Annotated in this window: 14 protein-coding genes, 1 pseudogene and 1 riboswitch; of the genes and pseudogenes, 3 read left to right on the top strand and 12 right to left on the bottom strand. The window is 67.5% G+C overall.

Annotated features, from left to right (window positions below; translation table 11 throughout):
• Complete coding sequence (locus AC0B44_RS12320) at positions 1-1,152, top strand: metallophosphoesterase (RefSeq protein ID WP_471903167.1); 1,152 nt, start codon at positions 1-3, stop codon at positions 1,150-1,152.
• Positions 1,153-1,295: 143 nt separating this feature from the next.
• Here the strand turns inward: AC0B44_RS12320 and gcvP are convergent, their stop codons facing one another.
• The 11 genes from gcvP to AC0B44_RS12265 form a co-directional block, all read right to left on the bottom strand.
• Complete coding sequence (gene gcvP / locus AC0B44_RS12315; RefSeq protein ID WP_471903166.1) at positions 1,296-4,151, bottom strand: aminomethyl-transferring glycine dehydrogenase; 2,856 nt, start codon at positions 4,149-4,151, stop codon at positions 1,296-1,298.
• 165 nt (positions 4,152-4,316) lie between these two features.
• A riboswitch (glycine riboswitch) is annotated at positions 4,317-4,411 on the bottom strand.
• A gap of 75 nt (positions 4,412-4,486) precedes the next feature.
• The gene (locus AC0B44_RS12310; protein WP_471903165.1) at positions 4,487-5,113 is read right to left on the bottom strand and encodes a MerR family transcriptional regulator; all 627 of its coding nucleotides are present in this window, start codon (positions 5,111-5,113) and stop codon (positions 4,487-4,489) included.
• Positions 5,114-5,365: 252 nt separating this feature from the next.
• The gene (locus AC0B44_RS12305; RefSeq protein ID WP_471903164.1) at positions 5,366-5,839 is read right to left on the bottom strand and encodes a bifunctional nuclease family protein; all 474 of its coding nucleotides are present in this window, start codon (positions 5,837-5,839) and stop codon (positions 5,366-5,368) included.
• 115 nt (positions 5,840-5,954) lie between these two features.
• On the bottom strand, positions 5,955-6,692 hold the full coding sequence (gene ftsR, locus AC0B44_RS12300; RefSeq protein ID WP_471903163.1) for a transcriptional regulator FtsR: 738 nt from the start codon (positions 6,690-6,692) through the stop codon (positions 5,955-5,957).
• Positions 6,692-7,159: a glycogen accumulation regulator GarA gene (gene garA, locus AC0B44_RS12295; RefSeq protein ID WP_471903162.1), complete on the bottom strand. Its 468-nt coding sequence runs from the start codon at positions 7,157-7,159 to the stop codon at positions 6,692-6,694. The genes ftsR and garA overlap by 1 nt, the downstream gene beginning before the upstream one ends.
• Positions 7,160-7,313: 154 nt before the next feature.
• Positions 7,314-7,718 carry a glycine cleavage system protein GcvH gene (gcvH, locus tag AC0B44_RS12290; RefSeq protein WP_471903161.1) on the bottom strand — a complete coding sequence of 135 codons (405 nt, stop codon included), beginning with the start codon at positions 7,716-7,718 and terminating at the stop codon, positions 7,314-7,316.
• A gap of 42 nt (positions 7,719-7,760) precedes the next feature.
• On the bottom strand, positions 7,761-8,579 hold the full coding sequence (locus AC0B44_RS12285; protein WP_471903160.1) for a DUF881 domain-containing protein: 819 nt from the start codon (positions 8,577-8,579) through the stop codon (positions 7,761-7,763).
• Between the two features lie 3 nt (positions 8,580-8,582).
• A complete protein-coding gene (locus AC0B44_RS12280; protein ID WP_471903159.1) occupies positions 8,583-8,942 on the bottom strand; it encodes a small basic family protein in 360 nt (119 codons plus the stop codon).
• A complete protein-coding gene (locus AC0B44_RS12275) occupies positions 8,939-9,805 on the bottom strand; it encodes a DUF881 domain-containing protein (RefSeq protein WP_471903158.1) in 867 nt (288 codons plus the stop codon). The genes AC0B44_RS12280 and AC0B44_RS12275 overlap by 4 nt, the downstream gene beginning before the upstream one ends.
• Positions 9,802-10,413 carry a CDP-alcohol phosphatidyltransferase family protein gene (locus AC0B44_RS12270; protein ID WP_471903157.1) on the bottom strand — a complete coding sequence of 204 codons (612 nt, stop codon included), beginning with the start codon at positions 10,411-10,413 and terminating at the stop codon, positions 9,802-9,804. Before AC0B44_RS12270 ends, AC0B44_RS12275 begins: the two co-directional genes overlap by 4 nt.
• 90 nt (positions 10,414-10,503) lie before the next feature.
• A complete protein-coding gene (locus AC0B44_RS12265; protein WP_471903156.1) occupies positions 10,504-11,121 on the bottom strand; it encodes an NUDIX hydrolase in 618 nt (205 codons plus the stop codon).
• A gap of 191 nt (positions 11,122-11,312) precedes the next feature.
• Here AC0B44_RS12265 and AC0B44_RS12260 point away from each other — a divergent pair, with 191 nt between their 5' ends.
• Both AC0B44_RS12260 and AC0B44_RS12255 read left to right on the top strand, forming a co-directional pair.
• Complete coding sequence (locus AC0B44_RS12260) at positions 11,313-12,335, top strand: phosphotransferase family protein (RefSeq protein WP_471903155.1); 1,023 nt, start codon at positions 11,313-11,315, stop codon at positions 12,333-12,335.
• Between the two features lie 95 nt (positions 12,336-12,430).
• Positions 12,431-12,826 (top strand): MmcQ/YjbR family DNA-binding protein, encoded by a 396-nt coding sequence (locus tag AC0B44_RS12255; protein WP_471903154.1) that lies wholly within the window; start codon positions 12,431-12,433, stop codon positions 12,824-12,826.
• A gap of 8 nt (positions 12,827-12,834) precedes the next feature.
• On the opposite strand, the pseudogene AC0B44_RS12250 reads toward AC0B44_RS12255, so the two are convergent.
• Positions 12,835-13,198 (bottom strand): annotated as a pseudogene (locus tag AC0B44_RS12250) (VOC family protein).
• Positions 13,199-13,323 lie beyond the last annotated feature (125 nt).

Below are 13,323 nucleotides of genomic sequence, written 5' to 3'. Positions count from 1 at the left end.
GTGCTCAGACTGCTTGTCATGGCGATCTTCTTCGCCCTCCTCACCTACTGGCTGCACCGCCGACTCGTGCGAGCGCCCGGCCTGACCGGTCGCGCCGCATGGGCCGCCGACGCCGCCCTGATCGCCCTTGCGATCTCGGCCATTGCCGCCGGTTCGGTGGGCACCGCACTCGACCCGGCGTGGGCCCGGCCCATCGGGTTCATCGGCTGGACCTGGCTGGCCGTGCTCCTGTACCTGGGAATCGGGGTGCTGCTCATCGGTCTCGTCGCGCTCGGCGCGCGGCTCGTCCGGCGTGTACGAGGTGCCTCCGGAGAACCCGCCGACCCGTCCAGGCGACGTGCGCTCCGGATCGCCACCGCAACACTCGTAGTCGCGTCGGTCGGCGCAGTCGCGTACGGCGCGGTCGAGGCCGCACGTCCACGCGTGGTGGATGTGCGCGTACCTCTCCGCCGACTCCCGGCCGGGTTCGAGGGAATGCGCGTCGCGCTGGTGACCGACCTGCATGCCGGGCCGGCGCGCGGGGCCGACTTCGTGGGCCGCGTCGTCGACCTGGTCAACGAACAGCAACCCGATCTGGTCGTCCTCGGCGGCGACCTGGCCGACGGTACCGTGGCTCTCGTCGGCACCGACCTCGAGTCGCTGCGTGACCTACACGCCCCCATGGGCGTGTTCGGTGTCAGCGGCAACCACGAGTACTACTCGGACGACGCGATGTCCTGGCTCGACCACTGGGAAACCCTCGGGGTACGCACTCTGCGCAACGAACACGTCGTCCTCTCCCGCGGCGGCGACACCATCGCCCTTGCCGGCGTCCACGACTACACCGCGCCGGAACCGCATGCCGCGGACCTCGGCGCTGCGGTTGCCGATGTCGATCCGGGGACCTTCGTGTTGCTCGCGGCGCACCAGCCCAGGCACGTCCTGGAAGCACGTGACCACGGCGTCGACCTGCAACTTTCGGGGCACACGCACGGCGGTCAGATGTGGCCGCTCCGCCCCTTCGTCTCGCTCGCGAACCCCACGGTGACCGGTCTCGACCGGTTCGGAGACACGCTCATCTACACCTCGCAGGGCACCGGAGCGTGGGGGCCGCCGGTACGCGTCGGCACTCCCCCCGAGATCACGATTCTCGAACTCACCACGGAATCCTGAAGAAGTAGCACCCTCCCGCTCTGTGTGAGGGTGAGGTCCGTGCTTGTGGGGCCGGGGTTTCTGTTTATCTCGCTGTTCCGTACGGTCCAGAATATTGCTACACGAGCGAGGGGCCGGCGGGAGAACCGCCGGCCCCCTACTGCTCAGCTGCTGTACGCCTCCAGCGGCGGGCACGAGCACACCAGATTCCGGTCGCCGTGCGCACCGTCGATACGCCGGACCGCAGGCCACACCTTCGCGCGGGCCTTCCCCATCGGGAAGACCGCGGTCGCACGGGGATACGGGTGGTTCCACTCTCCCACCAGGCATTCCGCGGTGTGCGGAGCGCCGCGAAGCGGGTTGTCGTCGGCGGGCCACTCCCCTGCCCCGACCCGATCGATCTCGCGTCGGATCGAGATCATGGCGTCGATGAAAGCGTCGAGTTCGGCGATGTCCTCGCTCTCGGTGGGCTCGACCATCAAGGTGCCGGCCACCGGGAAGCTCATCGTCGGCGCATGGAACCCGTAGTCCGCCAGTCGCTTCGCGACGTCGTCGACCGTCACGCCCGTAGCCTTCGTGATCCCCCTCAGATCGAGGATGCACTCGTGCGCCACCATGCCGTTCTCCCCGGTGAACAGAACCGGGAAGTACTCGTCGAGCCGACGCGCGATGTAGTTCGCCGAGGCGATCGCGGTGAGCGATGCCCGTCGCAACCCTTCGGCACCCATCATCTTGATGTACGTCCAGGTGATCGGCAGGATCGAGGTAGAGCCGAACGGCGCTGCCGAGACCGGTCCGCCACCGCCGAGGCCGGGCTCCAACGGATGGCCCGGCAGGTACGGGGCGAGATGGGCACGCACACCGATCGGTCCCACACCCGGGCCGCCGCCGCCGTGCGGGATGCAGAACGTCTTGTGCAGGTTCAGATGGCTGACATCGCCACCGAACTTGCCGGGACGAGCCAGCCCGACCAGCGCGTTGAGGTTCGCGCCGTCGATGTAGACCTGCCCACCGGCGTCGTGGACCGCACCACAGATCTCGGCGATGTCCTCCTCGTACACGCCGTGCGTCGACGGATACGTGATCATGATCGCGGCCAGGCGCTCCGCGTGATCGGCGATCTTGGCGCGCAGGTCGTCGAGGTCGACGTCACCGTTGGACCGGCACGCCACGACCTCGACCCGCATCCCGGCCATCACGGCCGAGGCGGCATTGGTGCCGTGGGCACTGGACGGGATCAGGCAGGTGTCGCGCTGGGCGTCGCCCCGGTCGAGGTGGTACTGCCGGATCGCGAGCAGACCCGCGTATTCGCCCTGGCTGCCGGCGTTCGGCTGCAGACTCACCGCGTCGTAACCGGTGACCGCGGCCAGCCAGCCCTCGAGGTCCGCGATGAGCCCGCGGATGCCGGCTGTCTGCTCCGCCGGCGCGAACGGGTGCAATCCGGCGAACTCGGGCCAGGTGATCGCTTCCATCTCGGCAGCGGCGTTGAGCTTCATGGTGCACGAGCCCAGCGGGATCATGGTGCGGTCGAGTGCGAGGTCCTTGTCGGACAGACGCCGCAGGTAACGCATCATCGCGGTCTCGGTGCGATACCGGGTGAAGGCCTCGTGTTCGAGGAACCCGCTCGTACGTGCCGGTGCCGAGGACAGCGCGTTCTCCCCGGCGGCCGCAGACTCGTCGGAGACGCCGAATGCGCCCAGAACCGCAGTGACGTGCGCCGGCGTGGTCGCCTCGTCGCACGACACCGAGACGTGGTCGTCGTCGACCCGGTACAGGTTGATCCCGGCGGCAGCGGCGGCGGCGATCACCTCGTCGGCGCGACCGGGTGTCCGGGCGAGGACGGTGTCGAAGAAGGTGTCGTGCACGATCTCGACGCCGCCCGTGCGCAGCGCCGACGCGAGGTGGCCCGCACGGCCCGCGACACGGCGCGCGATCGCGGTCAGCCCCTCCGCACCGTGGTACGACGCGTACATCGCCGCCAGCACGGCGAGCAGCACCTGCGCGGTGCAGATGTTGCTGGTGGCCTTCTCCCGGCGGATGTGCTGTTCGCGGGTCTGCAGCGCGAGCCGGTACGCGGGGTCGCCGTCCGCATCCACCGACAATCCGACGAGGCGCCCCGGCAAGGTGCGGGTGTTCGCCGCGTTGACGGCCAGGTAACCGGCGTGCGGCCCACCGAATCCCATCGGGACACCGAAACGCTGTGTGGTGCCGAAGCAGGCGTCTGCGCCCTGTTCTCCGGGCGGCGTGATCAAGGTCAGTGCCAGCAGGTCGGCGCCCACCGCGACGAGCGCGCCGCGTGCGTGGGCGGCGTCGATGATCGGGGCGACGTCGTACACCCGTCCCGACGCTCCGGGTACCTGCAGGATGATCCCGAAGAAGTCGCCCTCGGGAAGGCCTTCGTCGACGAGGTTCGTCGTGACGATCTCGATGCCGAGGGGCTCTGCGCGGGTCGCGAGGACGGCGGCGGTCTGCGGGAACAGATCGGTGTCGACAGCGATCCGGTTGCTCTTCGACTTGCGGTTCGCGCGGCGCAGCAGTGTCATGGCCTCGGCTGCTGCGGTGGCCTCGTCGAGCATCGACGAGTTCGCAACCTCCATGCCGGTCAGGTCCGCGACCATGGTCTGGAAGTTCAGCAGGGCTTCGAGGCGGCCCTGGCTGATTTCGGGCTGATACGGCGTGTACGCGGTGTACCAGGCGGGGTTCTCGATGATGTTGCGGAGCAGTACCGGCGGCGTGAGCGTGTCGTAGTAACCCTGCCCGATCATCGAGGTCGCGACGGTGTTCTTCCGGGCGAGAGCAGTCAGCTCGGCGAGAACCTCGTGTTCGGACTTCGGAGCGTCGAGGACGTCGAGCCCGTCGGAGACGGCACCGTCGCGCTCGTCGAGAATAGTCGCCGGAACGGCCCGCGCGGCGAGTGCGTCGAGCGAGTCGACGCCGATCACCTCGAGGATGCGGCGCAGGCCCGCGGTGTCGGGACCGATGTGACGGTCGGCGAAGTTCGAGGTGACATCTTCTGACATCGCAGCTCCCAGGCTGATCGGAGAGGTCCACCACCGCGCGTGGGCGCACGGGGCGTTTCCTCCCCCTCTGTCGTGAGCTCGCGGTGCGAGCGCCTGAGAGATTCGGCCCGTGGAGGGCGTTTCCCCGTGGGCGGGTGGGTGCTCCCACCGCTTTCCAGAGACGTCGTAGCTCGCACGGTCCTGTATGCCTGAGAGATTGACGGGGAGGTGCTGCTCCTTCGGCGCCCGGATCAGGTCCGGAACTCTCCCGCACGACGGCGACGCGAGTCCAAGTCTAGAACACGGCGGTACTCCGACAGCGACGTCGGCGCACGACCCCCCGTAGTGATCTTCGTCTAGCCGATCCGCCGGTTGATGCGGCTGCGGCGCCGCGACGCCAGTTCGTCTTCCGGCCGCTCCTCGACGTCACCGCCGTCGGCGCGCTCGGCGGGGAAGTCGGCGATGCTTCCGGTCAATTCGCGCATCGCTCCGCTGACGGCGATCCCGAAGACTCCCTGCCCGCCCTGGAGAAGATCGACGACTTCCTCGGGTGAGGTGCATTCGTAGACGGTGGTGCCGTCGGAGAACAGGGTGATCTTGGCGAGGTCGCGGACACCGCGGCTGCGCAGATGATCGACGGCGACCCTGATGTTCTGGAGGGAGACGCCGGTGTCGAGCAGTCGTTTGACGATCTTGAGAACGAGGATGTCCTTGAACGAGTAGAGCCGCTGGCTTCCCGATCCTGCGGCGCCCCGGATCGACGGGACAACCAGATTGGTGCGCGCCCAATAGTCCAACTGGCGATAGCTGATTCCCGCGATCTGGCAGGCGATGGGCACCCGGTAGCCGACGAGTTCGTCGGGCACCGAATCGTCGGGGAACAGCCCGGGTTGCATCTCGTCGGCCTCGTGCGACGTGGGTGACGAACTCGAGCGGTCGCCGGCGTCAACGTTGAAATGCTGTCCCTGCGGCCGATCTCGCACTGTTGTGACTTCCTCTCGCGCGCCCTGTTGTACCTTGCAACGACCGACGGGCGGATCCCCCACCGCATCCGATCGTCGAGCGCTCTCAGGCTCACCAAGTAGTCCATATTCGGATTTACCCAGCGTACGCTCCGGCAACGGGCGTGGGGCAGCAACACGCCCACCGGAAAGGCAACGTTCGATCCTGCTCACGCCGGCCGGTATCGGTCCTCGGGACCGCACCGCATCCGGCGCCGCCGACGAACGGCCTTCTCAGCCGTCCGTCGCCTTGAAGTCGTCCGGAGAGATGTTGTCGAGGAATTCCTTGAACTTCTCGACCTCGTCTTCACGCTCGTCCGGCATGACCAGTCCTGCTTCGGTGAGCACCGCTTCGTCGACGAACACCGGCGCACCGATGCGCAAGGCTACAGCGACGGCATCGGACGGCCGGCACGACACGCGCATCTCACCGTCGAAAACAAGATCGGCGAAGAAGGTGCCCTCTTGAAGATCGACGATGCGCACTTCGAGGAGGTTGTGCCCGAAGGCGTCGAGAAGATTTTTGATCAGATCGTGAGTCAGGGGCCGGGCCGGTTCGACGCCCTGCTGCTCGAGGGCGATCGCGGTCGCTTCGTTCTGACCGATCCAGATGGGCAGATACCGTTCACCGTCGACCTCACGAAGCAACAGGACGGGCTGATTCTGTGGTTGCTCCACTCGGATCCCCACTACTCGCATCTCGCTCATCGCGGCGCCTCCGTCCTGCTGCTCGTCAGTGGCGAAAAACCCTGACCGGATATTTCCTGAATTCTAGTGCGCTCCTGCACATCCGTCAGGTGCCGGTCGGAGCCGCCGAGGGCGATCAGCGATCGAGAGCGCCCTGTACGGCAGCCTTCACGAGGCAGGTGTGCAGCGTCAACGACAGGGCGGCGAGTTCGCGCACCATCTCTTCTGCTCGCTGCCGCGCACCCGCATCGCGTCCCTTCGCGACCGGACCGGCGATCTGGGCGACGAGCCCGGCCTCGCGGTCGGCGGCGAGCTTGAACGCGCGCAGGTGCCGTACCTCGAGGCCGAACTCGGCCATTGCCTTCGCGGTGCGCGCAAGCAACACCGCATCGTCGTCGAAGAAACCTGCGGGACCGGGTGTCACCAGTCCCGCGCCCACCAGTTCGGCAAGGAACGCGGTGTCCACGCCGGCACGCTCGCACAGATCGTCGCGGCTGACGCGGATCTCCCGGTCGGTGCGCAGATCCTCCGGCGAGACCTCACCGCGGGCCACTGCCAGCGGCCGGGGCCGCTTGGGCCGGGTCTCGACGGACCCGACCGTCGCGGCACCGCGATCGATCGCCTCGAGCTGTTCCTTGATCACCTTCAGCGGAAGGTATTGATCGCGTTGTGCCGTGAGCACATAGCGCAGCCGCTCGCAGTCCGCGATGGAGAACCGGCGATAGCCCGACGGAGTGCGCTCCGGGCTGATCAGCCCCTCGGCCTCGAGGAATCTGATCTTCGAGATCGTGACGTCCGGGAACTCGGGCCGCAGTCGATCGAGTACGGACCCGATCGACATGCCGGCCGGCGCCGACTGGTGGGCTGCGGTCATCAGCTACTCGCGCCCTGCGAACCGCGAGGACCGGTCAGGAACACCAACCGGAACTTGCCGATCTGCACCTCGTCGCCGTTGGCCAGCACCGCGGAGTCGACGGGCTCGCGGTTGACGTACGTGCCGTTGAGGCTTCCGACGTCGACGACCTGGAACTCGCCCTCGTCCTGACGGAACTCCGCGTGCCGCCGGCTGACGGTCACGTCGTCGAGGAAGATGTCGCTGTCGGGGTGCCGCCCCGCCGAGGTCGTCGGCTGGTCCAGCAGGAAGCGCGAACCCGCGTTCGGTCCGCGCTTGACCACGAGTAGCGCCGATCCGGCAGGGAGCCCTTCGACACCTGAGACGGGCGCGTCGGCGGTAGCCGTTCCGGCGCCCGCGTTCTCCACTTCGTTCAGGAAATCGGCGCGAAACACCGAAGTGGTCTCCACAGGAGTCTCTTCGTAGCCCGCGTTGCCGTTCTCGCTCACCGTTTCTCCTTTATCCGTTCGATCGCCCGGGAAACCCGGGCGATCGTTGAGTCGTTCGCCCCGATCAAATCGACACGGCACACGCCATACCTGACCGTACCCTGTGCAACGGCACCGGTGCAGGTAGTCGCGGCCACGTTACCTGTCGGTACCGTCAGCTTTCCGTGATGGCGCGGTAGCCTGCCGCGTCCATCGTTTTTCCGAGGGCGCCGTCGAGATCGCCCTCGCTTTCCACCTCCACCTCGACCAGCCATCCGGCGCCGTAGGGAGCGCTGTTGACCAGTTCCGGATTGGTCTCCAGGTCGGAGTTGACCGTGGTGACCTTCGCGCTGAAAGGCGCGTACACATCGGAGACGCTCTTCGTCGATTCGACCTCACCGAAGGAGTCGCCTCCGGTCACGTCGGCGTCCGGTTCGGGCAACTGGACGAAGACGACGTCGCCGAGCTGAGACTGGGCGTAGTCCGTGATCCCGATCCGCGCAGTTGTCGCTCCGGTCCTCTGCACCCATTCGTGCTCCGCCGTGTAGCGCAACTCGTCGGGCGTCTCGAACTCACTCAAGGCAGATCCTTTCGGGGGCGACGTTCCGGGCGAACGTCGGATTCAGTATCCGGGCTGAGCGTATTGGCGCGGCTCGATCTCTCGCAAGGCGGGTACGTCGACCTGCGGAAACTGTTCGATGGTCAGACTTCCACCCGAGCGTGCCACCGCGTCGACCACGCCGCCCGGGATGTTCAGTGCCGCCGCGAGAGTGGGTCCGTCACCTATCGCGGTGACCGTGTACGGGGCGCGCAGCGCAGTGTCGTCGACGGTGATCGCCCCGGCCGAGCCGGTCACCCAGGAATCCACGCCGATGCGAACGGCTTCGCCACCGGCACCGGCGATCTGCATCGTGTCGGCACCCGCCGCCCGTAGTTCCTGGATCATGTCGAGGATGACTTCCGCGCCGACCGCGCCGCGCGGATCGTTCACCGTGAGAACCACTCCCGGTCCGCTCGCCGGCGCGGTGCCGAGTTGGACGTTCAGGTCGTCGAGCCGCGCGCGTGCCTCGGCGAGGGCTGCCTCCGATCCGTCCCGCTCGAGACTCGAGAGTGTGCGCTCGAGTGACGTGATCTCCTGGCGCAGTGCGGCCTCTCTGCGGTTGAGGTTGTCGAGCAGCACCAGCAGGTCGGCGGGTCGTGCCGAATCGAGGGTGTCGCCCGTGCCGATGTTCCTGACCTGCGTGGCGATGGCCGTGCCGAGCAGGAAGACGAGCAGAGCGGCCAGCACCGCAAAGACCGGTGTGGTCCGGTTGCGCCGGGCGGGCGGGGGCGCGTCGGCCGGTTCCGGATCTCCCGCTTCCCGGGCGGTGTCAGGGTGGTTCGCTTCGGGACCGCCGCGCGGTTCCCGTTCGTCCTGGTCGTCGGTCGGGTAGTCGGACATACGTCACGCTCCGAACAGTCGGCGGCGCAGAGCCGAGGCGTTGCCGAAGATCCGGATGCCGAGAACCACGATCACTGCTGTAGAGAGCTGTGTGCCGACCCCGAGCTGATCGCCCAGCCAGACGATGAGCGCGGCGACGAGGACGTTGAACACGAACGAGACAACGAAGACTTTCGCGTCGAAGATGTCGTCCAGGTAGGCGCGCAAACCGCCGAACACCGTATCGAGGGCGGCAACGACGGCGATGGGGAGGTACGGCTGCACGACGTCGGGAACCTGCGGGCTGAACACGATCCCGGCTGCGATTCCGATCGCGAGTGCCAGGGCTGCGTACAGCGCCTGACCATGACTGACCCGATTCACCGGTTCCCCACTTCCCCTGCTGATCCGATTGTGCGTACCGGCGCAGCCGGCAGTTCGAGGTCGTCTTCCTCGGTGAGGGTGAAACCTACCCCGTACAGCTGTGCGATTCCCGCGATCCTGAGGTAGGCGTCGCTCACGACGAACGAAGTCTGCAATCGTCCCGGCGGGCCCACTGCGGAGACGGCGTACGGCGAGAAGACCGGTTGGTTGTCCACGAGCATCGCGCCGCCGGCCTGCCGGACCGTCACCCCGGGACCGATGCGGACCCCGCCGACGGAAACGGCCTCGGCGCCTGCCGCCCAGAGCGCATTGACCACCGCCTGCAGATCACGGTCCAGAACGGCGGCGGTGCTCCGCGTGTCCGTCTGCTGGGAGGAGTCCGACAGGTTCGGGCGGACCGCGGGGTCGGTGAGGGTGACGGTCAGTCCGGGACCGTGGACGGGCAGCGCCGCGGCGGCGTCCTCGGCGGCCCGCAGTTGATCCAGCACGGTGCCTCCTTCGGCGTCCCCGGCGAACAGAGCATCGCGGCGGTCCTCGATGGTCCGGGTCAGCTCGTCGCGCTGGGCGATGAGGGCGGCGACGCGCTCGTCGCCGGAACGCAACGATGCGAGGATTTCGGCTCGCGCCTCGTCGGTGCCTGCCTCGCCGGCGTCGTTCTGGGCATATGCGCTTCCCAGGACCAGCCCGGCGAGCACGACACCCACGACGAGCCAGACCCGGGCGATCGCGGGCGAGGTCCGGCGTCGTCCGGCGGCCCGATCGGCGGCGGCGGCGGCGTAGCCGGGGTCGAGATGGTCCTCGAGAAGGGATTTGAGCAGCGACGGCACCGGATTGCGGCGCACGCGTTCCCAGTCCCGGCTCATCCGGAGCGGCCCGTCACCGGCACCCTTCGCGCAATGGCGACGGCCTGAGCTATGTACAGGATCGCGGTCCACACGTACAGCACGGTGCCCCAGATCAACGCTGCCCAGCCGAGCGGGCCGGTGATCGACGCCGACCCGGGGACGGCAACTTCGGCGAGCAGGAGTGGGAGCGCGAACATCAGCAGGAAGGTGGCGCCCTTGCCGAGGTACAGCACTTCCGGTGGGGGCAGTCCCCGTCGCCGGTAGACGGCGAGGGTGGGTGCGAGAACTACTTCCCGTCCGATGAGGACGGCGGCGATCCACCACGGCAGGATGTCGCGGGCGACGAGCGCGAACAGCGTGGTGACGACGTAGAGACGGTCGACGAACGGATCCAGGAGCGCACCGAGGCGCGACGTCTGGTCGAGCAGGCGTGCGAGCTTGCCGTCTGCCCAGTCGGTCAGGCTGCTGACGATCAGCAGGATCAACGCCCAGGCGTCCGCGTGGACGACGAGCACGAGATAGAGGAACAGCGGGACACCGAGAAGCCGGAGGAAGCTCAGGGCATTGGGAACGGTGAGGATGCGGTCGGCACTGCGTGTGCTCGCGCCGGTGCTCGCATCGGTCATCGTTACGTCATCCCTTTGCTTCGGAGTCGGCCCGGCGTCACGTCGGTCTCTCATACCTTTCCACATTTGTCCCTCCCCTCCCCTGTGGCCTCAGCGCCAGGCGAATACGGGTTGTTCGAGACCCTCGATGCGGGTGTGCCGGCCGTGCAGTGCCACTTCCCGGAACTGGTAGACGACCGCCGCTGTCGGGGCATGGATGAGATGTCCCCGGAACGGCCATTGGATCACGGGCTTGTCGGACTCGGGGATCGCGACGAAGCGTGGCTCGACGTCGAGTTCGGAGGCGGTGACGGCATAGAGGATGTCCACCTCGTCCGGACTCGGGACGAGGTCGTCCATAGCGGTGTCGGACCAGACCACGAACGGCGACATCACATATCCGGACCGGGTCACGTAATCGTCGAGGCGGCCGATGATCGCGTCGCAGCCGAGCGCGAGGCCGAGTTCTTCGTGGAGTTCACGAAGCGCGGCGTCCTCGGAGGTTTCACCGTCGTCGAGGCGCCCGCCCGGGAGGGCGAACTGTCCCGGGTGCGCGCGCAGTCGTGCGGGTCGCTTGGTGAGCGGCATCACGGGGTTTCCGGTGCCGTCGTCAAGGACGGCGACGACCACGGCGGCATGGCGCCTGCCCTCGAGGGGCAACCGGCGTGACTCGAACGCGGCGAGTGCCGCGGTGAGGTGGTTGCGATCGAGAGGGTGTGGGGCGCTCATGCGATGACAGTAGTAGGTGGGTCGGTGTGGTCGCGTTACAGCGTGGCGGGGCGAGGCGGGTGTTCCGGCGGCACACGATTCGGTAAATCTTTGATTTCCGTCTAACCCGGATTTCTTCCAGGATTGACAGTCGTTCCGCCCACACCGAGATCCGCTGCACGCCATAGTGTGTCGAAACAGAAAGGATCCGGATGACGGACACAGCCGCACCCGCAGGTCTCGACCTCGGCAAGCTCGCCGCCCACCTGAGCACCGTGGGATTCGGGCAGTTCGACGGTCCCCTCTCCGCCCGGCTCATCAGCGGTGGACGTTCCAATCTCACCTACGAGCTGACGGACGGATCCCACCGGCTCGTCCTGCGCCGCCCCCCGCTCGGTCACGTCCTCGCGACAGCACACGACATGGCGCGCGAACACCGCGTGCTCACCGCCCTCGCGGGTACGGCAGTGCCTGTCCCCCGGACGCATCACCTCTGCGAGGATCCCGACGTGATCGGCGCGCCCTTCTATCTGATGGACCTCGTGGAGGGAACGCCCTACCGCACCGTCGAACAACTCCTCCCCCTCGGACCCGAACGGGCACGGTCCATCTCGGAACGCATGATCGACACCCTCGCAGCCCTGCACGCAGTCGACCCGGACGCGGTCGGACTGGGAGATTTCGGCCGTCCGGAAGGATTCCTCGGCCGGCAGGTGCGACGCTGGACCACCCAGCTCGAGAACTCCCGCAGCCGGGACCTGCCCGAAGCCGACGAACTACATCGGCTGCTCGTCGCACGATTCCCCCGCGACGGTGCCGCAGGCATCGTGCACGGGGATTTCCGGCTCGACAATCTCCTCGTCGACGACCACGACGAGGTGACCGCGGTCCTCGACTGGGAGATGGCAACGCTCGGCGACCCACTGACCGACGTGGCGCTGCTGCTCGTCTACCAGCGTCTCGCGCGGCTCGACGCCGGGTTCCCCGTCTCCACGGTCTCGCAGGCGCCGGGCTTCCTGAGCGACGACGAACTGCTCGCCCGCTACGACGCGGCCGGCGGACGTGACGTGTCCGACATGGCATTCCATCTGGCGTTGGCGTACTACAAACTCGCGGTGATCCTCGAGGGGATCTACTTCCGCTACCGGCAGGGCAAGACGGTCGGTGAAGGCTTCGACAAGATCGGCGACGGAGTCACCCCGCTCCTCCGCGAGGGCATCGCCGTGCTCCGCTGAACGGACACAGCTGTCCCCGGCGCCGGCCACACGACGAGCGTTCGACCTGCCGCGGAACGCCGCTGCCACCCCGAACTCGGCGGTACGCTGCCCGCATGTCGCACCCGATCATGTTCGACGAGAAAGATCCGCTGCTCGCGCGGGTGCGCGAGCTGGCATTGGCGTTTCCCGGCGCCGGGGAGAAGATCTCACACGGCCGTCCGTTCTTCCACACGAAGACGGCGTTCGCGGTGTACGGCGGAACCGTGAAAGAGACCGGACGAAGCTACCCGCGCTCGCTCATCCTCAAGCCGGACGCCTCCGAGCGGGAAGCGCTGCTTCAGGACGCGCGCACCTACCACCCCGCCTACATGGGCCCGTCGGGTTGGATCGGGTTCGACCTCGAGAGCGCCACGGTGGACTGGGACGAGGTCGCCGAGCTGCTGGATATGTCCTTCCGCGTCACCGCCCCCGCGCGCCTGGTCCACGAGCTCGACGCCCGACCGAAGTAGCCGGTCTCCTACGCGGAGGCTCCGGAGATGTTGACCATCCAGTTGACGCCGAATCGATCGGTGCACATCCCGAAGGAATCCCCCCCACGGCGCCCGCTCGAGCGGCACGTCGATTCGGCCGCCTTCGATCAAACCGTCCCAGTAGCCGCGGAGTTCGGCCTCGTCGTCGCCGCTGAGCGAGACCGAGTGATTCGTTCCCGGGATGTACTCCATCGCCGCCGGGGTATCGGAACCCATGAGCACGAAGCCTTCGGCGGTGGTGAGCATCGAGTGCATGACCTTGTCTTTCTCGGCAGGGTCCTCGCTCGCCTGCATCTCTCCGAACGTGGAGATCGTGAGTTCACCTCCGAACACGTCTCGGTAGAACTCCATCGCGGGGCGCGCGGTGTCACGGAAGCCTAGCCTCGATCTTTCGTGCGGGTGACGCGCCGGCCTGAGCAGTTCGGACTGGGTGTGGAAACCGCGGATCCGGTGTGCGGCCACGATCGACTACCCGA

The organism is Rhodococcus sp. NPDC019050, assembly GCF_055664235.1.
This window is presented reverse-complemented; position numbering and strand designations above follow the sequence as displayed.